Raw genomic sequence first — 21,613 nt, 5'->3', positions numbered from 1 at the left:
TTTGTAGCACGCCTTAAAGGTCGCTCCAGAACTCTTCACTTGTCCTGACAGGACCCCTCCGGCACCGTGGAAAACGTGACTGGATGGGTGCGCGTGGCCGTGCTGGCGCTGTTGTGGGGCTCGGGTTTCCTGTGGATCAAGCTCGCCCTGACCGGCCTGAGCCCGGTCCACCTCACGCTCGTCCGCTGTGCCCTCGGCGCGCTGACGCTGCTGGTCCTCGCGCTCGCCACGCGGCAGCGGCTGCCGCGGGACCGCCGGACGTGGGGCAGGCTCGTCATCGCCGCGTTCTTCTGCAACGCACTGCCGTTCGCGCTGTTCGGCATCGGGGAACGCACTGTCGACTCCGGGATCGCGGGCGTCATGAACGCGACGACGCCGTTGTGGTCGCTGCTGATCGGCGTGCTGCTCGGCACCGAACGCCGTCTCGGACCCGCGCGGCTGCTCGGGCTCGTGCTCGGGTTCGGTGGGGTGCTGGTGATCTTCGCGCCGTGGCGGCAGTCCGGCCTGCTGAGCGCCGGAGCGCTGGCCCTGCTCGCCGCCGGGCTCAGCTACGCGATCGCATTCGCTTACATGGCAAGGAAACTGCCACCCGGCGACACGCCGCTAGCGCTCTCGGCCGCGCAGCTGACGACGGCCACCGCGCTCACCGCGCTGGCCCTGCCCGTGAGCACCACGGCCCCGCACCTGAACCTGACCGCACTGGCGGCGGTGACGATCCTCGGCGTCTTCGGCACCGGGATCACGTTCTACCTGAATTACCGCGTCCTCACCGACGAAGGCCCGACGGCCGCGGCGACGGTCGGCTACCTGCTGCCGGTCGTGTCGGTCGCGCTCGGGGCGCTGGTCCTCGGCGAACCGCTGACGCCGCGGGTGGTCGGCGGCATGGTGATCGTGCTGGCCGCGGTCGCCTTGACCCGGTGGCCCGCTCAGGCGAAGGCGCCGGCGAGTTCGCCCGGCAGCCTCGCGACGCCGAAGTGCTTGGCGATTCCGCCCGTTGGTGGGAAATGGCCGAAATCGTTGCCGTAACGGTAAACCGGACGGGCGCGACCCTCAGCTGACGGCGATGAGGGAGCGCTCGACATGAACGACTACGCCCACCAGCACCGGCTGCTGGACGACTGCGTCCGCGGCGTCCACCGCCAAGAATCACTGTCGGCGCTTCGGCGCTACTTCGGCGAAGAGCGCACCCGCTACACCGGCCGCTGGTTCGAACGCTTCGCCGGCGGCGGCGACCGCCCGGACATCGCCAACACGGTGACGGAAGCCGACGTCCTGGCGCTCAACTTCCTCAGCATCACGAGCCTCGCGGACGTGGCGATCGACACGACGATGACGTACGCGTACCAGATCCGCGGCCTGCTGGAGCAGATCCCGGCGAACCTCCCGATGCACGCGACGGCCTGGTCGGCGTACGAGCGCGACGCACCGGCCCACCGCCTGTGGAACCTGTTCAGACGCTGCGGCGGAAGCCACCGCCCGGTGACGGCGTCCAAGCTCATGGCCCGCAAGCGCCCCCGCCTGATCCCGGTGTACGACAGCCGCGTGCGCGCGGTGCTGCGGGCACCGCACAGCGAGTGGCACTGCCTGTGGAGCTGGTTCCACACGGACCCCACGAGAATCGCGGCGGTGGAGGCACTCCGCACGGAAGCGGGCGGCATCGAGGACATCAGCCTGCTGCGCTGCCTCGACGTGGTGCTCTGGATGCGGGCCGGGGTCACCAGGTGACCGGCAGCTCGTGAACGCCGTAGATGTTCATGTCCGTCCGCAGCTTCACCTCCTCCGCCGGAACAGCCAGCGCAAGCCCGGGGAACCGCCGCAGCAAACCGTCGAACCCGGCGCGCATCTCGATACGGGCCAGCTGCTGACCGAGGCACTGGTGGACGCCGTGGCCGAACGACAACAGGCCACGCGCGTTGCGGTGCAGGTCCAGCTTGTCCGGGTTCTCGAAGCGTCGCGGGTCCCGATTGGCCGCCAGCAGCGAGACGACGACCGTCGAGCCCTTGCCGATCGTTTCCCCGCCCAGCTCGAGGTCCTCCGTCGCGTAGCGGTAGAAGATGTCGGCCACCGACAGGTACCGCAGCAGCTCCTCCACCGCCCCGGGCATCAGCTCCGGCGCCGCGCGCAGCTCCGCCAGCTCGGCCGGGTGTTCCAGCAGCGCGAACGTGCCCAGCGACAGCATGTTGGCCGTCGTCTCGTGGCCCGCCAGCAGCAGCAGGAACGCGGCCCCGGTCAGCTCTTCGATGGTCAGGTCGTCGTGGCGGGCCAGGTCGGACAGGATGTCGTCGCCGGGCTCGGCGCGCTTGCGCGTGACCAATTCGGACAGATACGTGTTCAGCGCGACGTACGCGCCCATCTTCTCTTCCAGCGACTGGTCGCGGACCATGAACTGGGCCGAATTCGCCTGGAACGAGTCCCGGTCCTCGTAGGGGACGCCGAGCAGTCCGCAGATCACCAGCGACGGCACCGGCAGCGCGAACTCCCGCACGAGGTCGACCGGCGGGGTCAGGCCCGCGAGGTGGTCCAGCTGCCGCTCGACGACCTCGGCGATGTGCTCTTCCAGCTGCTTCATCCGCTTGACCGTGAACGCGCCGGTGAGCCGCTTGCGCAGCCGCCCGTGGTCCGGCGGGTCCATCGCGATGAACATGCCCGGCAGCTGCGGGGACGGCTCGGTCGGCACCGGCATGCCGGGCGTCTCGAACGGCACGTGGACGACGTCGAGGTCCAGGCGGGAGCTGAACCGCGTGTCGGCCATCAGCTGCCGCACCTCGTCGTAGCCGGTGACGAGCCAGCCGTCGTGCCCGTCGGGGAAGCGCAGCGGGCTGACCGGGCGGGCCTCGCGCAGCCGGGTGATCGCGCGGGGCGGGTCGAAGGGGCCGGCGTCGCGGTCCACGGGGAGGCCGTTCGGGATGTCGGGGGTCATCGGAGGTCCTTTCGTCGCGGTGGTCTGCGGCCACGTTCGCGGAAGGGCCTGACACGGCGCTGACACGGCTCGGACACCGGCGGTCCCGATCACCCGTGGCAGACTGGCCGCGTGCAGATCGGGATGCTGGGTCCATTCGAGGTTCGCACGGACGACGGCGGGCTCGCCGACGTGCCGGGTGCGCGGTTGCGCGGGCTGCTGATCGCGCTGGCGCTCGAACCGGGCCACGTGGTCCCGAAGGCGTCGCTCATCGACTGGATCTGGGGCGAACAGCCGCCCACCGACGCGACGAACGCGTTGCAGCGCCTGGTTTCCCGGCTGCGGAAGGTCCTGCCGGACGGCTCGGTCGACGGCGTGCCGACCGGCTACCGGCTGGCCGTCGATCCCGACTCCGTCGACGCCGTGCGGTTCGAACGCCTCGTCGCCCAGGCCGGCGAAGACCCGCGGCGGCTGCGTGAGGCGCTCGCCCTGTGGCGCGGCCCGGCCATGCAGCACGTCGGCCTGCAGGACAGCGAAGCGTTCGAGGCGGCGGTCACCCGGCTCGAAGGTCTCCGGCTGGCCGCGCTGGAAGACCGGTTCGACGCCGAGATCGACTTCGGGCCGGGCGCGGTCACCGAGCTGACCGACCTGGTCGCCGCGCACCCGGTGCGCGAACGGCTGGTCGGCGCGTTGATGCGCGCGCTGGTCGCGACCGGCCGGGACAGCGAAGCTTTGCGCGTCTACGAGCGCACCCGCGAAACCCTTGCCGACGAGCTGGGCGTCGACCCGTCGCCGGAGCTGGCCGCCCTGCACGTCGCGCTGCTGCGCGGTGAGCTGGGCCGGCGTGCGGAGACGCGCAAGACGAACCTGCGCGCCGAGCTGACCAGCTACGTCGGCAAGGACGCCGACGTCAGCGCGGTCCGGGAGCTCGTCGCCGGGCACCGGCTGACCACGCTGGTCGGGCCGGGCGGCTCGGGAAAGACGCGGCTGGCCACCGAAACCGCGCGCACGCTGGTCGGCGACCGGCCGGACGGCGCCTGGCTGGTCGAACTCGCGCCCACCGAGGGAGACGTCGCCCAGGCGACACTCGCCGCGCTCAAGCTGCGAGACGCGCTGCTCGGCGACGCTCCGGACGCGGAGCCGATCGACCGGGTCGTCGCCGCGCTGCGCGAGCGGGACATGGTCCTGGTGCTGGACAACTGCGAGCACGTCATCGAGTCCGCGGCCGCGTTCGCCCACCGCGTGCTCGGCGAGTGCCGCCGGCTGCGGATCCTCGCGACGAGCCGGGAACCGCTCGGCATCACCGGAGAGGCGCTGTGGCCGGTGGCGCCGCTGCTCCTGCCCGCCGAAGACGCCGACCCGGCCAAGATCGAGTCCGCGCCGGCCGTCCAGCTGCTGCGGGAGCGGGCCGGCGCGGTGCGGACGGACCTCGGCGACGACGCCGCGACGTCGGCGACCCTGGCGCGCGTGTGCCGGGCCCTCGACGGGATGCCGCTGGCGATCGAGCTGGCCGCGGCCCGGCTGCGCACCATGTCCCTCGACCAGCTGGCCAACCGGCTCGACGACCGGTTCCGCCTGCTGACCGGCGGCAGCCGCACCGCGCTCCCGCGGCACCGGACGCTGCGCGCGGTGATCGACTGGAGCTGGGAGCTGCTCACCGACGCCGAACGCGAAGTCCTGCGCCGGCTTTCGGTGTTCTCCGGCGGCGCGACGCTCGAAGCGGCCGAACGCGTCTGCGCGGACGACACGGTCGAGGAGCTGCTCACGGCGTTGACCGAAAAGTCGCTGCTGGTCGCCGAAAACGAGCGCTACCGGATGCTCGGCACGATCAAGGAGTACGCCGAACAGCGCCTGGCTGAGGCAGGGGAAACGGATCCGGCGCGCCGGGCGCACCTCATGTACTTCACCGAATTGGCGGAAACGGCGGAGCCGCACCTTCGCCGTGCGCAGCAGCTGGAGTGGCTGGCGAAGCTCGAGGCCGAGCACGACAACATCGCCGCCGCCATGCGCGGTGCGCTCGCCGCCGGTGACGCACCCGGCGCGATGCGGCTGGCGGCGGCCGCCGGCTGGTACTGGTGGCTCGGCGGGCACAAGACCGAAGGCAACGAGCTGCTCCTGGCGGCCACCACCGTTCCCGGCGACGTGGCCGAGGACGTCCGGGCCACGGTGTACGCGTTCGTCACGGGGTTCCTGACCGCCGGCCGGGGCAACGACCAGTTCCAGGCGGCGGAGTGGATCCACGAGGTCCACGAGATCAGCGCGCGGATCGAGCACCGGCACCCGGCCGTCGAGCTGGTCGCCGCGCTGGAACGCATGGTGCGGACGCCGGACGCGTTCGTGCTCGCGTGGGAACCGCTGCTCGCCTCCGATGACCCCTGGGTCCGCGCGCTGGCGCGGTTGCAGCTGGGCAAGATGCGCATCCAGCTCGGCCAAGGCGGCGCGGAGGCGGACGAGCACCTCGAGGCGGCGCTCACGGAGTTCCGCGCGCTCGGCGAACGGTGGGGCCTTTCCCTCGCCCTGTGCGAACTGGCGGATCGCATCGCGATGCGTGGCGAGTCCGGCGCCGCGAGCGCGCACTACGAACACGCGGTCGCGGTCGTCACCGAGGTCGGCGCCATCGAGGACGTCGTGCGGATGCGGGCCCGGCAGGCCCAGCTGCACTGGCTGGCGGGCGACGAACAGGCGAGCGCGGCCGCCCTGGCGGAAGCGCAGCGGTACGCGGAACGCGTCGCGTGGCCGGAAGCCCTGACCGAGCTGGCGCTGGCGAAGGCGGAGATCGCCCGCTGGCGGGGCGACGCCGGGGAAGCACGCCGCCAGCTCGATGTCGCGACGGCCATGCTGGGCCCCGCGGCCGAGCGGGCGAACATCCGCGCGACGACCGAGGACTTGCTCGGCTACCTCGCCGAAGATCCCGGCGAGTCGCGCGAACACCGCGTCGCGGCGGTCGAGGCGGCGTCCGAAGCGGGCCACGCGCCGACGATCGCGCAGGTGCTCGTCGGAGTCGCGGACCTGGCGCTGCGCACGGGTCAGGACGAGCAGGCCGCGCGGCTGCTCGCGGCGAGCGCGAACGTCCGCGGCCTGGCTGATCTGTCCGATCCGGACACGACTCGCATCGAGCAGGCCGCGCGAAGCCGCCTCGGTGACAGGCGGTTCACCGAGGCGGCTCAGGACGGGGCACGGACGAGCTGGCGCGAGCTGGTCGAGGTCACGCTCGCTTCTTGAACGTCGACCGCGCCCAGACGTACCCGACAACGGCGATGCCGGCGCACCAGCCGATGGCGGCGAGCGCGTAGCCGGTCGACGGGGTGCCGTTGAGCAGACCGCGCAGGGTCTCGATGATCGGCGTGAACGGCTGGTACTGCGCGAACTGCCGCAGGCCCTGCCCCATCTTCTCCGCCGGCGCGATCGCGCTGCTGAAGAACGGCAGCATGACCAACGGCACGGCGGCCATGCCCGCCGTCTCCGGCGACTTCGCCGACAGCCCCAGCGCGACCGTGAACCAGCCGGCCGCGAAGGCGAGCAGCACCACGATGCCGACGACACCGAGCCAGTCGAGGAAGCTCGCCGAAGGCCGGAACCCGAGCAGGAACGCCACGCCGACGAGCGCGGCGATGGCGACGAGGTTCGTCAGCACGCTGGCGACGACGTGCCCGGTCAGGACCGCGCCGCGCGAGACGTGCATGACCTTGAAGCGGTTGATGATGCCCTTGGTCATGTCGGAGTTCACCGACGTCGCGGTGGCGCCCAGCCCGTAGCAGACGGCCAGCGCCATCAGACCGGGCGTCGCGTAGTCGACGTAGTCGACTCCGACGTCGAAGGCGTCTCCGAGCATGTAGACGAACATCAGCATGATCACGATCGGCATCAGGACCGCGTTGAACACCGAGGTCGGGTTCCGGGTGATGTGCTTGAAGTTGCGGCGCAGCATGACGGTCGAGTGGCTCATTTCGCCGGAACCTCCGTGGTGTGGCCCGTCAGGGCGAGGAAGACGTCGTCGAGGTCGGGGGTGTGGACGGAGAACTCTTCGGCGGCGATCGCGTATTCGTCGAGCCGGTCGAGCAGCGTCCGGAGGGATTTCGTGCCGCCGTCACCGGGCACGCGCAGGGTCAGGGTGTCGTCGTCGCGGGTGGATCCGGCGATGACCCGCGAAGCCGCGTCGAGCTCGGCGACGGTGGAGAAGCGGAGCCGGACGTGCGTGCCCGGGATCTGGCGCTTGAGTTCGGCGGGGGTGCCCTGGGCGACGATGCGGCCCCGGTCGAGCACCGCGATCCGGTCGGCGAGCTGGTCGGCTTCGTCGAGGTACTGGGTGGTGAGGAAGATGGTGACGCCGTCGGCGACCAGGTCGCCGACGATGGACCACATGGTCCGCCTGCTGCGCGGGTCGAGGCCGGTGGTCGGCTCGTCGAGGAAGATGATCCGCGGGTTGCCGACGAGCGTCATGGCGAGGTCGAGCTTGCGCCGCATGCCACCGGAGTAGGTGGACGCGGGCTTGTCCGCGGACTCGGTCAGCTCGAAGCGCTCGAGCAGCTCACCGACGACCCGCTTGCCGCCGCCGACGGCACTGAGATCGACCATGAGCTGCAGGTTTTCCCGCCCGGTGAGCAGCTCGTCGACGGCGGCGAACTGGCCGGTGACCCCGATGGCCGAGCGAACGGCCTCGGCCTCCGCGTCGACGTCATGCCCGGCGACGCGCACGGTGCCGCCGTCGGCCTTGACCAGGGTGGTGAGGATGTTGACGGTGGTGGTCTTACCGGCGCCGTTGGGCCCCAGCAGGGAGAAGACGGACCCGGCGGCGACGTCCAGGTCGATGCCGTCGAGGACGGCTTTGTCCTGGTAAGCCTTCCGCAGCCCGGAAGCGGTGATGGCTGAAGTGGTCATGGGAGGACTGTGCGCGGCCGCCCTGACACGGACCTGACCCCGGCCTGACACGGGACTTTCAGGCCACGTGACCGACCGGGCCGCCGTCTGCGGCCGGGACGAACCGCGGCAGCCGGGCCGGGTTGAGGTTGGCCAGTTCGTCGAAGGTGGCCTGCTCGTAGGACTTGGCCCAGGCGAGGTCCGCGTCGGACAGTTCACCGTCAGCGAGGCCGGCGATCAGGCGGGCGCCGTAGTCGGTGTGGTCGTGCGCGGTGAGGATCAGCAGTTCGGGGCGTTCGCGGCGCAGCCAGTGGATCCGCCGGATCGAGTCGACGTACTGCGCCTCGTCACCGGTCTGGATCGCCCGCACCTGGTCCACCGCGAGGTGCCGGATGGTGTACATGGCGTCCCCGGTCAGCAGGAACCGGTGGTCGACCAGCACGCTGGTGCTGCCCGGGCTGTGCCCGGGCGTGGGCAGGGCGAGCACGCGCCCGTCGCCGAACAGGTCGGCCGAGCCGGTGAACCCGCCGACGGCGGGGCCGGTGAACTCGATCGGCCGCCAGTCGCCGATCGCCGCGATCGACGGCGGATAGGCCAGCGGCACCAGCCCGAAGACCTTGTCGTCCCGCGCGGCGTACTCGGCCGCTCCCAGGTGGACGGGGGCGTGCGCGAACAGGTGCAGCGGCCCGACGTGGTCCTCGTGGAAGTGCGTGATGATCACCGCGCGGACGTCCTCCGGCCGGTAGCCCAGCCGCGCGAGCTGGGCCGGCATGGTCTGGTCGGCCGGCAGGTCGTACTCGTCGGCGTCCATCACGTGTTCCATGATGGAACCGCGGTAGTAGTCGGTGTGCGCGGCCTGCTCCGGGCTGATCCCCGTGTCGACCAGCACCGGCCCCACGGTGGGGTGCTCGATGAGGTAGGCGTGGATCGGCACCCGGATGAAGTGGTCCTTGTCCGCGGCGAAGTCACCGAGCGAGAAGCCGTGCAGGCCCCCGTAGAACTGCCCGAACGGCACCTTGGTCCGGCCGATGCGCAACGGGTGGATCTTCATGTCCGCCCCCTTCATGTGCGACGGAACGGAACTGTTCCGTCGTCGACGCTAGCCGCGCCGACGATGGAACGCAACTGTTCCGTCGCAAGGTAGGATCCGGACATGGCGAACACGCGCGAACCGGCAGGAGCAGCACTGCTGCAGGAATCCGTGACGGCGGCGATCACCCGCGCGATGTTCGACCAGCTGGCGGAGATCGGCTACGCGCGAATGTCGATGGACGCCGTAGCCCGCCGGGCAGGCGTCGGCAAGGCGGCGGTGTACCGCCGTTGGCCGTCGAAGCAGGCAATGCTGATCGACCTAGTGGGGGCGGCGATAAGGCAAAACCTGCCGGAGGTCCCGGACACGGGCTCCCTGAGCGGCGACGTACGCGGGTTCCTGGACGTGATCGTGAAACAGGCGGCGGACCCGCGAACCCGGCGGATCGCATTGGACGTCCTGGTCGAGACAACGCGGACACCGGAGCTGGCAGCAGCGTTGCAAGACGTGGTGAACAAGCCCCGCCGCACGGCGGCAGCGACGGTCCTCACACGCGCGATGGACCGCGGCGAGCTACCGGCCGGCATCGACGTCGAACTGGGCCTCGACTTGCTGATCTCACCACTGCTGATCCGGCTGTTCCGCACGGAGGAGAAGGTGGACGACGCGTATTTGACCCGGCTGGCAAAGGTGACCGTGGCGGCCCTCAACGCACTCTGACGCACCACTACCCGGAAAGCAAAAACCCCGATCCTCACGAGGATCGGGGTTCGAACATCCATACCCTGGTGGAGCTGAGGGGAATCGAACCCCTGACCTTCTCGATGCGAACGAGACGCGCTACCAACTGCGCTACAGCCCCTTGGTTGTGCTCGTAGAGCGTATCAGTGGCCGTACGAGCACTCGCAGCGGGGGGTCACTCTCCGACGGCCCGGCGGTAAGGCCCGGTCCCGGGCTCGTCGAGTTCCTCGAACGCCGGGTCCTCGTCGTCCAGGTCGACGACCACCGCGCTGCGGCGGACGCGGGATGTCGGGGACGGGCGGCGCTCCACGACCTCGCGGCGGACCGGCTCGACCACCTCCACCGCCTCGACGTGTTCCTCCACCGGATCCGGGTCCGCAGGCAGCGAGCCCGAACGCCGCGGCGCGCGGGAGCTGTTGAACCGCGCGAGCCGGCGCTGCCGGATCTCCTCCTCGATGCGCACCTGGCGGCGCAGGTACCCCAGGTACCCGACGAGCACGACGTCGACCGCGCCGTGGCCCCACCAGACGAGCGGGACGAGGAAGCCCGCGACGGCCGCGGTGACCACCACGATCACCAGCAGGATGACGACGACCCGCTGCCGGAAGCTGTACTTCGCGCGCGCCGCGATCTCCGCCGCTTCGGGGTCGAAGCCGCCGCGGCCGGGGCGGTAGCCGGGCCGGTCGCGTTCGGGACGCGCCGCGCGCTTCGGCTGCGGGAGCGGCTCCGGCTCGGGCTCCGGTTCGTCGAGGTCGTCGTCGAGTTCGAGTTCGGCCTCCAGCTCCGCGAGGTCGTCCTCGACCGAGGGCCGGGACTTCTTCTCGGGCTCGTCGGACATGGCGAATTCCTCCCGGTCTTCGTTGCGTCCACTGCGTACGACCCTGGCCGCCAACGCGGAGTCGGCCGTCCGGGCCACCTGCTGCCGCTTGCGCGCGACCATGGGCACGAGAACGACGAGCCATGCCGCGGCGAGCGCGACGATGATCACGGAGCTGGGCATCTCCCGTCACCTCCCCCGATCCTTCACCTGAAATCACGCTAGTCACAGGAGTAACAGATCGGGCGGAGGCTCGCCGGGTTCGATCACGGAAATGGGTCACCGGATTAGGTGAATCTCACAGCATGTGGTAACGCGCTCACGGACCCGGGTGGGTAATCACGATCAGGCGTAGTCGGCACGCCCCGACGCGACCAGCCGGGACACCAGGCCGGGCCCGGTTTCCTCGCGCGTGATGGCGAAGCAGTAGTGGTCGCGCCAGGCTCCGGCAACGTCGAGATATCGCTGGAACAGGCCTTCCTGCCGGTAGCCAGCCTTCGTGAGAACCCGCAGGCTGGCGACGTTTTCCGGCCGTACGGTGGCCTCCAGCCGGTGCAGGCAGGCCGGGCCGAAGGCGTGGTCGGTGACGAGCGCGACGGCGGCCGTCGCGACCCCGCCGCGGACCACCTCCGAAGAGACCCAGTAGCCGATCCAGGCCGACCGCAGCGACGCCCGGATGACGTTACCCACAGTGATCTGACCGGCGAGCCGTCCTTCGAGAGTGATCGTAAACGGCAGGCACTGACCACGCCGAGCCAGCGAACGTAACGCCGCCCACTGCGACGGCCACGACCAGAAAGCGTTGCGTTCCGGCCACGGGCCGACGCCGGTGGGCTCCCACTGCTCGAGGTGCGCCCGGTCCCGGAGCCGGATCCGGCTCCACTCGCCGGCGTCCCGCAGCCGCACCGGCCGGATCGCGACCACGCCGGCGGGCACCCGCAGCGGGCCGAGCCGGGCGGGCCAGCCCGGGTGCCGGCTCTCGACCGGGTAGGACACGCCGGACACGGAGTTCATCAGGCCCGTTGCGCCAGGAAGGTGACCTGGACCTGCTCGCCCGCGGGGACGTCGGTCAGTTCCTCCGGCACGTTGATCAGGCAGTTCGCCTCGGCCAGCGACGCCAGCAGGTGCGCCCCGGACTGGCCGAGCGGCTGGACCAGGTACTCGCCGTTGGCCTCGTCGCGCAGCAGCTGGCCGCGGAGGAACCCGCGGCGGCCCTCGGTCGACGTGATCGGCGAGAGCAGCCGCGCCCCGACGATCCGCCGGTGTGGGTTGCGCGTTCCGCGCGCCGCCCGGATCAGCGGCCGGACCAGCACCTCGAACACGACCAGCGCGCTCATCGGGTTGCCGGGGATGAGGAACGTCGGCACGGAGTCGGGGCCGAGCCTGCCGAACCCCTGCACCGAGCCGGGGTGCATCGCGACGCGGGTCATGTCGATCCGGCCGAGGTCGGAGAGCGCGGCGTGGACTTCCTCGCCGGTGGCGCCCCCGGCGCCGCCCGCGACCACGACGATCTCCGACATCAGCAGCCGGCCCTCGACGATCTCCCGCAGCCGCTTCGGCTCGCTCGGCACGATGCCGACCCGGCTGACCTCGGCGCCCGCGTCCCGGGCGGCCGCGGCCAGCGCGTACGAGTTGACGTCGTAGACCTGCCCGACCGACGGCGTCCGATCGATGTCGACCAGCTCGTCGCCGACCGACACGATCGAGACCCGCGGCCGCGGGTAGACCAGGACCTTGGCCCGGCCGACCGCGGCCAGCAGGCCGACCTGAGCCGACCCGATCGTGTCGCCACGGCGCACCGCGACGTCGCCGATCTGGACGTCCTCGCCGGTCCGCCGCACGTACCCGGCCGAGGGCACCGAGCGGTGCACGGTGACCCGGGCCTGGTGCCCGTCGGTGTAGGCGAGCGGCACGACCGCGTCGGCGAGCGTCGGCAGCGGCGCCCCGGTGTCGACGCGCACCGCCTGGCCGGGCTGGAGCCGCCGCGGCTGGCGCGAGCCCGCCGCGATCTCACCGACGACCGGCAGCTGCACCGGCTCCTGCCCGGCGGTGCGCACGTCGACGCTGCGCACCGCGTACCCGTCGACCGCGGCCTGGTCGAAGCCGGGCAGGGCGTGCTCGGCGACCACCTCCTCGGCGCAGAGCAGGCCCTGGGCTTCCGAGATCGCCACCCGCACCGGCTGGGGCCGGACGGCGGCGTCCAGCGTCATCGCGATCTGCGCGTCGACCGAGCGGAACTCGGTCTCGCCCTCGGCCAGCTCGGGCCGTGCCGCGTCGAGGGATTCCGTCATGGGCGTGCTGTCCCGATCCGTTCCGTCAACCACGCCCGTAAAGATGGACCGTACTCGGGCGTTTCAAGCGCGAAATCGACCGCGGCACGCAGGAAACCACCCGGATTCCCCAGGTCGTGGCGTCCGCCGCGGTGCACGACGACGTGCACGGGGTGACCTTCGCTGATCAGCAGCGCGACCGCGTCGGTCAGCTGCAGCTCGCCGCCGCTGCCCGGCGTGATCCGCTTCAGCGCGTCGAAGATCGCCCGGTCGAGCAAGTACCGTCCGGCCGCCGCGTAGGTCGACGGCGCGTCCTCCGGCTTCGGCTTCTCGACCATGCCGTGCACGCGCTTGACGTCTTCGTCGTCGGTGTCGGTGACGTCGAAGACCCCGTACGGCGAGATCTCGGCCTTCGGGATGTCGAACGCGCAGAGCACGCTGCCGCCGAACTGGGCGCGGACGGCGCTCATCTTTTCGAGGACGCCGGTGGGCAGCACCAGGTCGTCCGGCAGGAGCACCGCGACCGCTTCGTCGTCCGGCTTCAGGTTCGGCTCGGCCTGCGCGACGGCGTGGCCGAGGCCGAGCGCCTGCTCCTGGACTGCGGTCTCGACGGCGAGCAGACCGGACCCGCGGCGCACCTTCTCCAGCAGCTCGGTCTTGCCCTTGGCCTCGAGGTTCCGCTCCAGCTCGGGCTGCTGCTCGAAGTACTTGACCACGGCGTCCTTGCCCGGGGAGGTCACGATGACCAGGCGTTCGGCGCCGGCGGCGGCCGCTTCGGCCGCGACGATCTCGATGCCCGGTGTGTCGACCACCGGCAGCAGTTCCTTGGGCACGGCTTTCGTCGCCGGGAGGAAGCGAGTCCCGAGGCCGGCGGCCGGGACGATGGCGGTTCTGAACGTCTGGGTGGTTGCGGCGCCCGTCATGGGCGCAAAGCCTAACGTGAGGTCATGCACGCGCTGGGCAATGAGCACCTGAGCAAGGCGGAGTGGCGTGACCGGCTCGAGCGCGCGAGGGCGGAACAGACAGCCGAATCGCACGCCCGCGAGGCATCCGCGCTGGTCGGCGCGGTGTCGAAGGTCACAGCCCGCACGGTCTGCGCCTACCTGCCCTTCGGCACCGAACCGGGCACGACCGCGCTCGTCGACGCGCTGGCGGCGGGCGGCGCGCGGGTGCTGCTGCCCGTCATCCAGCCGGTGCCGGGCCCGCTCGACTGGGCCGAGTACACGGGCGAGGCCGACCTCGTGCCCAGCCGGTTCCGGGGCATCCGGGAGCCCGGCGGGGAACGCCTCGGCGTGACTGCCGTCGGGATGGCCGAGCTGGTCCTGGTCCCCGCGCTGGCCGTCGACTACAGGGGCGTCCGGCTCGGCCGGGGCGCCGGCCACTACGACCGCTCGCTGGTGTTCGCCGCGGCCGGCGCGGCGCTGCTGGCCGTCGTCCGGGACGATGAGCTGGTCGAACGGCTGCCGGGCGAGCCTCACGACGTGCGCATGACCGGGGTCCTGACCCCGGGCCGCGGCGTCCTCGAGCTGCCGATGTGAGCAACCTGGAATTGCTTTCGGGGAATGTTTTCCCGCACAATCGGGTTAGCACTCTGGTCGGATGAGTGCCAGCAAAGGAGCCGTCAGTGCCTACGTACCAGTACGCCTGCAAAGAATGCGACCACCGGTTCGAAGCCGTGCAGTCGTTCTCGGACCCCAGCCTGACCGTCTGCCCGCAGTGCTCCGGCGCGCTGCGCAAGGTCTTCAGCTCGGTCGGCGTGGTCTTCAAGGGCAGCGGGTTCTACCGGACCGACTCGCGCGACTCGAGCAAGTCGAGCACCGCCGCGACGCCGGCCAAGACCGAGACCAAGTCGGAGTCCAAGTCCGACACGAGCTCGGCATCCTCCTCCTCGGGTACGACGAAGACGGCCGCCGCGGCCTCCTGACCCCCGGAGTTGTCCACAACACCCCAGTTGTCCACAGATGCCGGACGCGGCCCTTCCGGCGGCCCGTCCGGCTTCCCTAACGTCGATCTTGTGCGGCACAGCGCCGCACCCGATCCGACCGAGGGGGCACTGTGGACGTCCTGGCGAAGCTTCACTCTCCTGACCTGGCCCGGCTGCGGGGCCGGCGGACGCGGCTGATCCGCCGCTGGCTCGCCGCCGGCCTGCTGCTCGCCGCCGCGCTGCTGCTCGCGCACCCCGGCTCCGCGCGAGGCGCGCCGGCGACCCCGACCGTCGTGGCCGCGCACGACCTGCCTTCGGGCGCAGCGCTGCGAGCGTCCGACGTCCGGCTGGCCGATCTCCCCGACGATGCCCGTCCAGCGGGCGTGCTGAGTTCTCCTGACGCCGTCGAAGGGCGCCTGCTGGCGGGCGCTGTCCGTGCCGGCGAGCCCCTGACCGACGTCCGGCTGGCCACGGCCATCCCCGCCTCGGGTGATCCAGGGACGGCGACCGTGCCGGTCCGGCTGGCCGACGCGGCCGTCGCCGAGCTGCTGGAGCCGGGCCGCCACGTCGACGTCGTGGCGGCGCCGGAGCCGGGCGTGCTTGCTTCCGTGCTGGCCAGTGGGGCGACGGTGGTGACCGTGGGGCATCAGGAGCCGTCCGCGGCGAAGGGGCGGCTGGTGCTGCTGCGGCTTCCGGAGGCGATCGCGACGAGGGTGGCGGCGATTTCACTGGAGCGTCCGGTAACGGTTACTCTCCGCTAGCCCACGCCCGCCGAGACGGGCCGCGGCGTCCCCCGGAAGGCTCGGGGCGGTGGAGCACCGTCCCCGTTCATGAGGAGTAGCAGTGCTCAAGGGCTTCAAGGACTTCCTGATGCGCGGCAACGTCGTCGACCTGTCGGTCGCGGTCGTCATCGGCGCGGCGTTCACGGCGGTCGTCACGGCGTTCACGAACGGCCTGATCAAGCCGCTGATCAACGCGATCGGCGGCACGGAGGCCGCACAGGGCCTCGGGTTCAAGATCTTCCCAAGCAACCCGTCGACGTTCCTGGACTTCGGCGGCGTGATCAACGCGGCGATCAACTTCGTGCTGGTCGCGGCGGTGGTCTACTTCGTGATCGTGATGCCGGTGAAGAAGCTGCAGGAGCGGCGCAAGCGCGGCCAGGAGCCGGGCCCGTCCGAGCCGACCGACGTCGAGCTGCTCATCGAGATCCGCGACCTGCTGCGCGCCCAGGCCCAGCGCGACAACGGCCGGGACTGAGGCCGCTCAGCGATCGTGGTGCGGTGGCCGGTTCTCCCGGTACCAGTCGTCCGGGAGCCCGGTCCGCCGGTCGGGGTCGCGCTCGTCGGAGGTGGTCTCGGGCAGGACGTCTCCGAAGATCTCGTCGACCCGGCGGCGCCGCTCGCTGCTGGTCTGGGGTTTCCGCTGTTCACCCGGCATGACCCCAGTGTCCCACGCTGCGTTCTTTGACAACTCCAGAGCGAAGCTCAGGCGGATTGCCGACGGCGTACCCGCACCTCGTCCCGCCACTCGCGGACCTGCTCCTCGCTGTGGAGGAAACCCGCGCCCGATCCGTCCGGGAGGTCGATACCGCCGAGCAGGTCGAGCGCCCAGAGCTGCTCGGCGTCGAGCTCGACGAGGCCGGCGGAGTCGTCGCGGAGCCAGCGCATGGCCCAGCGATCGGCCTCGTCCCGGGTGACCCGTCCGGAGAGGACAGCGTCGAACCACGCCTCGATCTCGTCGAGCCCCGGCCCGGTCACACCTCTTCGAGGCCCGAAAGCTCGTCGATCACGTGGGGCACGAGTGAGGTCAGCGTCGCCATGCCGTCCCGCACCGCGGACCGCGATCCGGCGAGGTTGACCACGAGCGTGCTGCCGGACACCCCGGCCAGCCCGCGCGAGATCCCGGCGTCCACGGCACCGGCGGCCAGCCCCGAAGCGCGGATGGCCTCGCTGATGCCCGGGATCGGGCGGTCGAGCACACCCGCCGTGGCGTCCGGCGTGCGGTCACGCGGCAGCACCCCGGTGCCGCCGACGGTGATCACCAGGTCGGCGCCGCCGATCACGGCGGTGTTGAGCGCGTTGCGGATACCCGCGGTCTCGGCCTCGACGACCACGACACCGTCGACGATGAAGCCCGCTTCTTCGAGCAGCTCCGTGACCAGCGGCCCGCTGGTGTCCTCGTGCTCGCCGTGCGCCACGCGATCGTCCACGATGACCACGAGGGCCCGGCCCAGCCGTTGTGCACTCCGTTCCATGGCGCCCACCGTAGTCGGTTTCGGCCATCCGGCGCCGGGAGGTGCCGGGTGAGTTCTGACGATTCCGTGACGTGACGCCGCGGGCCGCCGCGGAGCCGGTCGGAGGCCCCTAGCGTGGCCGTGTGCGCGTATTGGTCACCGGCGGAGCCGGGTTCATCGGGTCCCACGTCGCCGACCTCCTGGCCGACGACGGGGACGACGTCGTGGTGCTCGACAACCTCCTGCCGACGGCCCACGGCCCCCGCACTCCGCCGCCGTACACCGGCAGGCACCGGTTCCTGCGCGGCGACGTCACGGACGCCGAGATCGTCGCGGAGCTGCTCGACGGCGTCGACGCGGTCTGCCACCAGGCGGCGGTGGTCGGGCACGGCGTCGACCCGTCGGACGCGCCGTCGTACGCCCTGCACAACGACTACGGCACGGCGGTGCTGCTCGCCGGGATGCACGCGGCCGGCGTGCGCAAGCTGGTGCTGGCGTCGTCCATGGTGGTCTACGGCGAAGGCCGGTACGCGTGCCCAGGCCACGGCGTGGTCGCGCCGTCCCCGCGTCGCGCGTCCGATGTGGACGCCGGCCGCTACGAGCCGCGCTGCCCGGCCTGCGGCACCGAGCTGGACTGGCGCCTGGTGCCCGAAGACGCACCGTTGAACCCCCGCAGCACATACGCGGCGACGAAACTCGCGCAAGAGCACCTAGCCGGCGCATGGGCCAGGCAGACGGGCGGCACCGTGTGGGCGCTGCGCTACCACAACGTCTACGGCCCGCGCATGCCGCAGAATACCCCGTACGCGGGGGTGGCGTCGCTGTTCCGCTCGGCACTGGTCCGCGGCGAGGCACCGCTCGTGCTGGAGGACGGCCGCCAGCAGCGCGACTTCGTTCACGTCCGCGACGTCGCGAGGGCGAACGTCCTGGCACTCAGGACGGCCGGCCCGGCGGGCGACATCACCCCGGTGAACGTCTGTTCCGGCACGCCACGCACGGTGGGCGAGCTGGCCCAGGAGCTGGCGCGCGCCTGCGCCGGCCCGGCGCCGAAGGTGGCCGGCGGCGCCCGCCCGGCCGACGTCCGCCACGTCGTCGCCGACCCGACGCGTGCCCGGGAACTGCTCGGCTTCACCGCGAAGGTCGGTTTCGCGGAAGGCATCGCCGACTTCGCGACGGCGGAACTGCGCGCCCCTGTCGGCCAGTGAGGGTGTCCGACGACGTCCTGGTCCAGGCAAGCTGGCATGCGGGACAACAGCTGATCGGCAGACGTTGGCGAGCTTGTCGCTGCGAAGGCCGGTGGAGGCCCGCGACGGAACCCGCGGCGTGCGCGGTGCCCGACCTGACCGGCAGGTTCGGCGATCATCGCGATGATGCCGCAGCCGCGCGGACGCCCAAGGGTCGCCCGCGACGAATACGCTGTGTCGCCCCGAGGCCCATCAGGCCGGCCCTCGGGCTCGACCACGCGACGCCCGAGGGATCCGCCGGTGCTACATCACGTGCGGGAAGGTCGGCGCGTCCCAGGCTTGGCCAGGCCCGGCCAACGTCACCAGCGGCCGGGTCGCACGCCTCGCAACAATCCCAGCGTCAGCCGAGTCCGTTATCCGACACGGCTTAGGACATCGCGAGCGGCAGGCGCACCTCGAACCGGCAACCCGGCCCGTGGTTGTGAACGCCGATCTTGCCGCGATGGGCCTCCACGAGCCCCTTGGTGATGGCCAGGCCGAGCCCGCCGCCGCTGGTCGTCCCGCTCCGCTCCGGCGTCCTGGCCTGCGTCCCGCGGAACGCGACGTCGAAGACCCGGCCGATCTCGTCGTCCGGGATGCCGCCGCACGAGTCGTCGACGGCGAGGAGCGCCTCGTCGCCGTCGACGCCGATCTGCACCGCGACCGTCCCGTCCGGCGGGGTGTGGCGGATGGCGTTGGAGACCAGGTTCCGCACGATCCGGGCCAGCTCCGGGTCGCTGCCGGTGACGACCGGCCAGGTCGAAGCGTTGGCGAGCACCCGCACGCGCTTCCGCTCGGCCACCGGGGCCTGGGCCGCGACGGCGTCGCTGACGACGTCCCGCAGCGGCACGGCGGACATCGTCAGCTCGAGGGCGCCGGCGGTGATGCGCGAGAGCTCGAACAGGTCGCCGACCATGGCGGAGAGCCGGGTGGTCTCACCGCTGATCCGCTGGGCGTAGTCGGCGACCTCGTCGCGTTCGGACACCACGCCGTCGGCGAGCGCCTCGGCCATCGCCTGGATGCCGGCAAGCGGGCTGCGCAGGTCGTGGCTGATCCAGGCGACCAGTTCGCGCCGGGACGCCTCGGCCGCGCGCTCGCGGTCGCGCGCCTCCCGCTCCCACACGCTGCGGCGCGCGATGGCCCGGCCAAGGATGATCGCCGCCGGCACGGTGACCACGGCGACGAGCAGGCAGACCAGCAGCATCGTGGTCAGCGCGGGGGTGAACATGAACCCGCTGACTCCCAGCACGCCGACCAGCGTGGCGAGCACCGGGGTGAGGACGAGCACCGTGAGCGTGGTGGCCAGGGAGCCGCGGCGCAAGAGGTAGAGCGCGACCCCGCCCAGCGCCGCCACCGGCAACGAGAACAGCAGCGCGAACGGCAGGATGTGCCAGAGATGCGTCAGCATCTCCGCGAAGGACTCGCCCGGGCCGATCACGGCTGCTCCCGGTCGTAGCGGTAGCCGACACCCCACACGGTCGCCACCCGGGTCGGCTTCGCCGGGTCACGCTCGATCTTCTCCCGCAACCGTCGCACGTGGACGGTCACGGTCGACTGGTCGCCGAAGTCCCAGCCCCACACCTTCTCGAGCAGGTCCGCGCGCGAGTAGGCGACACCGGGATGGGCGAGGAAGAACGCGAGCAGGTCGAACTCCCGTGTGGTCAACGGGAGTTCGCGGCCGCCGAGGGTCGCGGTGCGCGCGGTCATCTGGAGGCGCAGGTCGCCGTCCACCAGCTCGGCGGCGGCCGGTTCCGAACGCGGCATCCGGGCGCGGCGCAGCACCGAGGCGACACGCAGGGCGAGTTCCTTGGGGCTGAAGGGTTTCGTGACGTAGTCGTCGGCGCCGAGCTGGAGCCCGGCGATCCGGTTCTCCTCCTCACCGAGCGCGGTCAGCATGACGATGGGCACCTGGCTGACCTGGCGCAGCCGCCGGCACACTTCGAGGCCGTTGACGCCCGGCATCATGACGTCGAGGACGACCAGGTCCGGCTGGTGCGCGGCGAACCGCGCCAGCCCCTCCGCGCCGTCGCCGGCCATGTCGACCGTGAACCCGGCCACTTCGAGGTAGCGGCGGACGACGTCGCGGACCGTCTCGTCGTCGTCGACCACGAGCACGCGCCCGGCCTGATCGTTCATCACGTCTCCCTCACCAGCCGGTCAGCAGCAGGTGGTTGACCGCCAGCGCCGTAGCCGCCTGCGCGGCGAGCCACCACCGGCGCCGCGGCAGCAGGGCCGCCATCGGCAGCAACCACACCCCGAACGGTAGCCAGATCCGTTCGGTCTCGGCCTTCGACAGGCCCGAGACGTCGGCGAACACGATGGTGAGCAGCGCGGCGACGCCGAGGAGCAGCACCGGATCCGTCAGCCAGACGCGGCGCGGGGACGCGAGGCCGCGCCGGACAGCCGCCACCACCGCGGGGCCGAGGGCGACGACGACCGCCGCCAGGTCCGCCCACACCCAGTACGAGTAGGGCCGGACGAGCGCGACTCCTTGGTAGTAGCGCTCCACGACCAGGTGATAGCCGTCGAGCCACCAGAAGCCGGCCCAGGCGAATACGCCGACGACCACCAGGGCCGCGGCCACCGCCAGCGCGGCCGCCCGCCACTGGCGACCGAGCACAGCCACGGCCACCGCGAGCAGGCCGAGCAGCACCAGGCCGTACGACAGGAAGATCCCGAACCCGAGCAGCACGCCGGCCGCCAGCCCGGCCGGGACGGCGTACCGGCGGCCTCGGGAGAACCCCTTCACGGACAACGCCAGCAGCGCGAGGCCGGTCGCGGTCGTCCCCGCGAACAGGCCGTCCGCCGACACGCCGATCCACACCGCACCGGGCGTCAGAACGGCGAAGGGCAGCACCGCGCGTGCCGCGTCAGGCCGCCCGAGCAGGGCGACCGTGGCGGGAACGGCGACCGCGACCAGTCCGCCGACGAGCACGACGGCCGTCGCCGCCCACGCACCGCCGTGCAGGCCGATCCGGTCCAGCCAGACGAAGACGAGCGTCGCGCCCGGCGGGTGCCCGGAGACGTGCGTGGTCCACGAGTTCGGCTGGAAGTCGAGGATGCGGGAGGAGAACTCGCGCAGCATCCGCGGGATGTCGGTGATGCCCGGCACCTCGTGGAGGTACTCCTGCGGGATGGTGAGCCGTCCGGCGAACCCGCGGGCCCAGCCGTCGACCATGGCCAGCGAGAAGATCCAGGCGAGCGAGGCCAGGTAGCCGGCGGCGAGCGCGCGGCGCCAAGGCAGCCGGGCGGCCAGCGCGGGCCCGTGGAGCACCACCACGACGGCGATCAGCACGGCGAACAGCGAGCCCGGGCCCACGTGCGGCAGCCAGTCGGCGAACAACGGCGGTGCGTTGACGAAGATGACCACGCCGGAGCCCGGCCGGTTGTAGTACAGGCCGACGGCGGTGGCGGAGGCCACGAGCACCGCGGCCGCCGCGACGGCGAGGAGGTCGGCGCGGCGGCCGGTGACCGGGGCTTCGGGTTCGCGGACAGGCGGCTCGGTGAGCCGGGCTGCCGGGTTCGGCTCGCTCATCGCCGCCCACCCTAAGTCCGCCGGCACCGGCCGGCGCGCTCGTGGAGACAGCCGTAACGACCCGGTAAGAACTCGCGGTTCGTC

General features: G+C 71.8%; 23 protein-coding genes and 1 tRNA gene. 9 read left to right on the top strand and 15 right to left on the bottom strand.

Translation table 11 applies throughout. The annotated features are described in order from the left end of the window. Positions 1 to 75 precede the first annotated feature (75 nt). Both BT341_RS11370 and BT341_RS11365 read left to right on the top strand, forming a co-directional pair. The gene (locus BT341_RS11370; protein ID WP_245804939.1) at positions 76 to 1,026 is read left to right on the top strand and encodes a DMT family transporter; all 951 of its coding nucleotides are present in this window, start codon (positions 76 to 78) and stop codon (positions 1,024 to 1,026) included. A gap of 54 nt (positions 1,027 to 1,080) precedes the next feature. Continuing rightward, the gene (locus BT341_RS11365) at positions 1,081 to 1,725 is read left to right on the top strand and encodes a DUF6308 family protein (protein WP_072476249.1); all 645 of its coding nucleotides are present in this window, start codon (positions 1,081 to 1,083) and stop codon (positions 1,723 to 1,725) included. On the opposite strand, the gene BT341_RS11360 is transcribed toward BT341_RS11365, so the two are convergent. Then, positions 1,715 to 2,920: a cytochrome P450 gene (locus BT341_RS11360; RefSeq protein ID WP_072476248.1), complete on the bottom strand. Its 1,206-nt coding sequence runs from the start codon at positions 2,918 to 2,920 to the stop codon at positions 1,715 to 1,717. The genes BT341_RS11365 and BT341_RS11360 overlap by 11 nt on opposite strands. Before the next feature lie 111 nt (positions 2,921 to 3,031). Between BT341_RS11360 and BT341_RS11355 the strand changes: the two genes are divergently transcribed. Then, positions 3,032 to 6,121 (top strand): ATP-binding protein, encoded by a 3,090-nt coding sequence (locus BT341_RS11355; protein WP_072476247.1) that lies wholly within the window; start codon positions 3,032 to 3,034, stop codon positions 6,119 to 6,121. Here BT341_RS11355 and BT341_RS11350 read toward each other — a convergent pair. Genes BT341_RS11350 through BT341_RS11340 form a run of 3 tightly spaced genes read right to left on the bottom strand, consistent with a single transcriptional unit; the run spans position 6,105 to position 8,807 of the window. Further along, positions 6,105 to 6,845, bottom strand: a complete 741-nt coding sequence (locus BT341_RS11350) for an ABC transporter permease (protein ID WP_072476246.1) — start codon at positions 6,843 to 6,845, stop codon at positions 6,105 to 6,107. The two genes, BT341_RS11355 and BT341_RS11350, sit on opposite strands and share 17 nt — an antisense overlap. Further along, positions 6,842 to 7,777, bottom strand: a complete 936-nt coding sequence (locus BT341_RS11345) for an ATP-binding cassette domain-containing protein (protein ID WP_072476245.1) — start codon at positions 7,775 to 7,777, stop codon at positions 6,842 to 6,844. The genes BT341_RS11350 and BT341_RS11345 overlap by 4 nt, the downstream gene beginning before the upstream one ends. A gap of 58 nt (positions 7,778 to 7,835) precedes the next feature. Beyond that, positions 7,836 to 8,807, bottom strand: a complete 972-nt coding sequence (locus tag BT341_RS11340) for an N-acyl homoserine lactonase family protein (RefSeq protein ID WP_177328784.1) — start codon at positions 8,805 to 8,807, stop codon at positions 7,836 to 7,838. A gap of 102 nt (positions 8,808 to 8,909) precedes the next feature. Between BT341_RS11340 and BT341_RS11335 the strand changes: the two genes are divergently transcribed. After that, complete coding sequence (locus BT341_RS11335; protein ID WP_072476243.1) at positions 8,910 to 9,506, top strand: TetR/AcrR family transcriptional regulator; 597 nt, start codon at positions 8,910 to 8,912, stop codon at positions 9,504 to 9,506. 66 nt (positions 9,507 to 9,572) lie between these two features. Here BT341_RS11335 and BT341_RS11330 read toward each other — a convergent pair. From BT341_RS11330 to BT341_RS11310, 5 genes are all read right to left on the bottom strand, one after another. After that, a tRNA-Ala gene (locus BT341_RS11330) sits at positions 9,573 to 9,648 on the bottom strand. Positions 9,649 to 9,702: 54 nt separating this feature from the next. After that, on the bottom strand, positions 9,703 to 10,527 hold the full coding sequence (sepX, locus tag BT341_RS11325) for a divisome protein SepX/GlpR (RefSeq protein WP_072476242.1): 825 nt from the start codon (positions 10,525 to 10,527) through the stop codon (positions 9,703 to 9,705). Between the two features lie 162 nt (positions 10,528 to 10,689). After that, on the bottom strand, positions 10,690 to 11,358 hold the full coding sequence (locus tag BT341_RS11320) for a GNAT family N-acetyltransferase (protein ID WP_072476241.1): 669 nt from the start codon (positions 11,356 to 11,358) through the stop codon (positions 10,690 to 10,692). After that, complete coding sequence (glp, locus tag BT341_RS11315; protein WP_072476240.1) at positions 11,358 to 12,635, bottom strand: molybdotransferase-like divisome protein Glp; 1,278 nt, start codon at positions 12,633 to 12,635, stop codon at positions 11,358 to 11,360. Before glp ends, BT341_RS11320 begins: the two co-directional genes overlap by 1 nt. Continuing rightward, positions 12,632 to 13,537, bottom strand: a complete 906-nt coding sequence (locus tag BT341_RS11310; protein ID WP_072476239.1) for a UTP--glucose-1-phosphate uridylyltransferase — start codon at positions 13,535 to 13,537, stop codon at positions 12,632 to 12,634. The genes glp and BT341_RS11310 overlap by 4 nt, the downstream gene beginning before the upstream one ends. 24 nt (positions 13,538 to 13,561) lie before the next feature. Here BT341_RS11310 and BT341_RS11305 point away from each other — a divergent pair, with 24 nt between their 5' ends. The 4 genes from BT341_RS11305 (at position 13,562) to mscL (ending at position 15,795) form a co-directional block, all read left to right on the top strand. Further along, entirely contained in the window at positions 13,562 to 14,152 is a 591-nt protein-coding gene (locus BT341_RS11305; protein ID WP_072476238.1) for a 5-formyltetrahydrofolate cyclo-ligase, read from the top strand. Between the two features lie 86 nt (positions 14,153 to 14,238). Beyond that, entirely contained in the window at positions 14,239 to 14,538 is a 300-nt protein-coding gene (locus BT341_RS11300) for an FmdB family zinc ribbon protein (RefSeq protein ID WP_072476237.1), read from the top strand. Between the two features lie 131 nt (positions 14,539 to 14,669). Continuing rightward, complete coding sequence (locus BT341_RS11295) at positions 14,670 to 15,299, top strand: SAF domain-containing protein (protein ID WP_072476236.1); 630 nt, start codon at positions 14,670 to 14,672, stop codon at positions 15,297 to 15,299. A gap of 82 nt (positions 15,300 to 15,381) precedes the next feature. Continuing rightward, positions 15,382 to 15,795 (top strand): large-conductance mechanosensitive channel protein MscL, encoded by a 414-nt coding sequence (gene mscL / locus BT341_RS11290; protein WP_072476235.1) that lies wholly within the window; start codon positions 15,382 to 15,384, stop codon positions 15,793 to 15,795. A 6-nt stretch (positions 15,796 to 15,801) separates the two neighbouring features. On the opposite strand, the gene BT341_RS44190 is transcribed toward mscL, so the two are convergent. Genes BT341_RS44190 through BT341_RS11280 form a run of 3 tightly spaced genes read right to left on the bottom strand, consistent with a single transcriptional unit; the run spans position 15,802 to position 16,792 of the window. Further along, entirely contained in the window at positions 15,802 to 15,975 is a 174-nt protein-coding gene (locus tag BT341_RS44190; protein ID WP_143168524.1) for a hypothetical protein, read from the bottom strand. A gap of 47 nt (positions 15,976 to 16,022) precedes the next feature. Further along, the gene (locus BT341_RS11285; protein WP_072476234.1) at positions 16,023 to 16,295 is read right to left on the bottom strand and encodes a hypothetical protein; all 273 of its coding nucleotides are present in this window, start codon (positions 16,293 to 16,295) and stop codon (positions 16,023 to 16,025) included. After that, positions 16,292 to 16,792, bottom strand: coding sequence for a MogA/MoaB family molybdenum cofactor biosynthesis protein (locus BT341_RS11280; protein WP_072476233.1), 501 nt, complete (start codon positions 16,790 to 16,792; stop codon positions 16,292 to 16,294). Before BT341_RS11280 ends, BT341_RS11285 begins: the two co-directional genes overlap by 4 nt. A 122-nt stretch (positions 16,793 to 16,914) precedes the next feature. On the opposite strand from BT341_RS11280, the gene BT341_RS11275 reads away from it, so the two are divergent. Further along, positions 16,915 to 17,976, top strand: coding sequence for an NAD-dependent epimerase/dehydratase family protein (locus BT341_RS11275; protein ID WP_072476232.1), 1,062 nt, complete (start codon positions 16,915 to 16,917; stop codon positions 17,974 to 17,976). Between the two features lie 406 nt (positions 17,977 to 18,382). Here BT341_RS11275 and BT341_RS11270 read toward each other — a convergent pair whose 3' ends face one another. From BT341_RS11270 to BT341_RS11260, 3 genes are read right to left on the bottom strand one after another with little or no spacing between them, the layout of a single operon-like run. Then, a complete protein-coding gene (locus tag BT341_RS11270; RefSeq protein ID WP_072476231.1) occupies positions 18,383 to 19,432 on the bottom strand; it encodes a sensor histidine kinase in 1,050 nt (349 codons plus the stop codon). After that, a complete protein-coding gene (locus tag BT341_RS11265; RefSeq protein ID WP_072476230.1) occupies positions 19,429 to 20,130 on the bottom strand; it encodes a response regulator transcription factor in 702 nt (233 codons plus the stop codon). The genes BT341_RS11270 and BT341_RS11265 overlap by 4 nt, the downstream gene beginning before the upstream one ends. A gap of 10 nt (positions 20,131 to 20,140) precedes the next feature. Next, entirely contained in the window at positions 20,141 to 21,529 is a 1,389-nt protein-coding gene (locus tag BT341_RS11260; RefSeq protein ID WP_072476229.1) for a hypothetical protein, read from the bottom strand. Between the last annotated feature and the right edge of the window lie 84 nt (positions 21,530 to 21,613).

It is taken from the genome of Amycolatopsis australiensis (assembly GCF_900119165.1).
In the GTDB taxonomy this organism is placed as follows: Bacteria; Actinomycetota; Actinomycetes; order Mycobacteriales; family Pseudonocardiaceae; genus Amycolatopsis; species Amycolatopsis australiensis.
Note: the sequence above shows the minus strand (reverse complement) of the source record. Positions and strands in the feature narration are given on the sequence as shown.

Coding starts and splice junctions, on each gene's coding strand:
- BT341_RS44190 (WP_143168524.1), bottom strand. CDS start 15,975: ATGCCGGGTGAACAGCGGAAACCCCAGACCAGCAGCGAGCGGCGCCGC.
- BT341_RS11260 (WP_072476229.1), bottom strand. CDS start 21,529: ATGAGCGAGCCGAACCCGGCAGCCCGGCTCACCGAGCCGCCTGTCCGC.
- BT341_RS11305 (WP_072476238.1), top strand. CDS start 13,562: ATGCACGCGCTGGGCAATGAGCACCTGAGCAAGGCGGAGTGGCGTGAC.
- BT341_RS11310 (WP_072476239.1), bottom strand. CDS start 13,537: ATGACGGGCGCCGCAACCACCCAGACGTTCAGAACCGCCATCGTCCCG.
- sepX (WP_072476242.1), bottom strand. CDS start 10,527: ATGCCCAGCTCCGTGATCATCGTCGCGCTCGCCGCGGCATGGCTCGTC.
- BT341_RS11335 (WP_072476243.1), top strand. CDS start 8,910: ATGGCGAACACGCGCGAACCGGCAGGAGCAGCACTGCTGCAGGAATCC.
- BT341_RS11280 (WP_072476233.1), bottom strand. CDS start 16,792: ATGGAACGGAGTGCACAACGGCTGGGCCGGGCCCTCGTGGTCATCGTG.
- BT341_RS11365 (WP_072476249.1), top strand. CDS start 1,081: ATGAACGACTACGCCCACCAGCACCGGCTGCTGGACGACTGCGTCCGC.
- BT341_RS11360 (WP_072476248.1), bottom strand. CDS start 2,920: ATGACCCCCGACATCCCGAACGGCCTCCCCGTGGACCGCGACGCCGGC.
- glp (WP_072476240.1), bottom strand. CDS start 12,635: ATGACGGAATCCCTCGACGCGGCACGGCCCGAGCTGGCCGAGGGCGAG.
- BT341_RS11265 (WP_072476230.1), bottom strand. CDS start 20,130: ATGAACGATCAGGCCGGGCGCGTGCTCGTGGTCGACGACGACGAGACG.
- BT341_RS11350 (WP_072476246.1), bottom strand. CDS start 6,845: ATGAGCCACTCGACCGTCATGCTGCGCCGCAACTTCAAGCACATCACC.
- BT341_RS11320 (WP_072476241.1), bottom strand. CDS start 11,358: ATGAACTCCGTGTCCGGCGTGTCCTACCCGGTCGAGAGCCGGCACCCG.
- BT341_RS11345 (WP_072476245.1), bottom strand. CDS start 7,777: ATGACCACTTCAGCCATCACCGCTTCCGGGCTGCGGAAGGCTTACCAG.
- BT341_RS11340 (WP_177328784.1), bottom strand. CDS start 8,807: ATGAAGATCCACCCGTTGCGCATCGGCCGGACCAAGGTGCCGTTCGGG.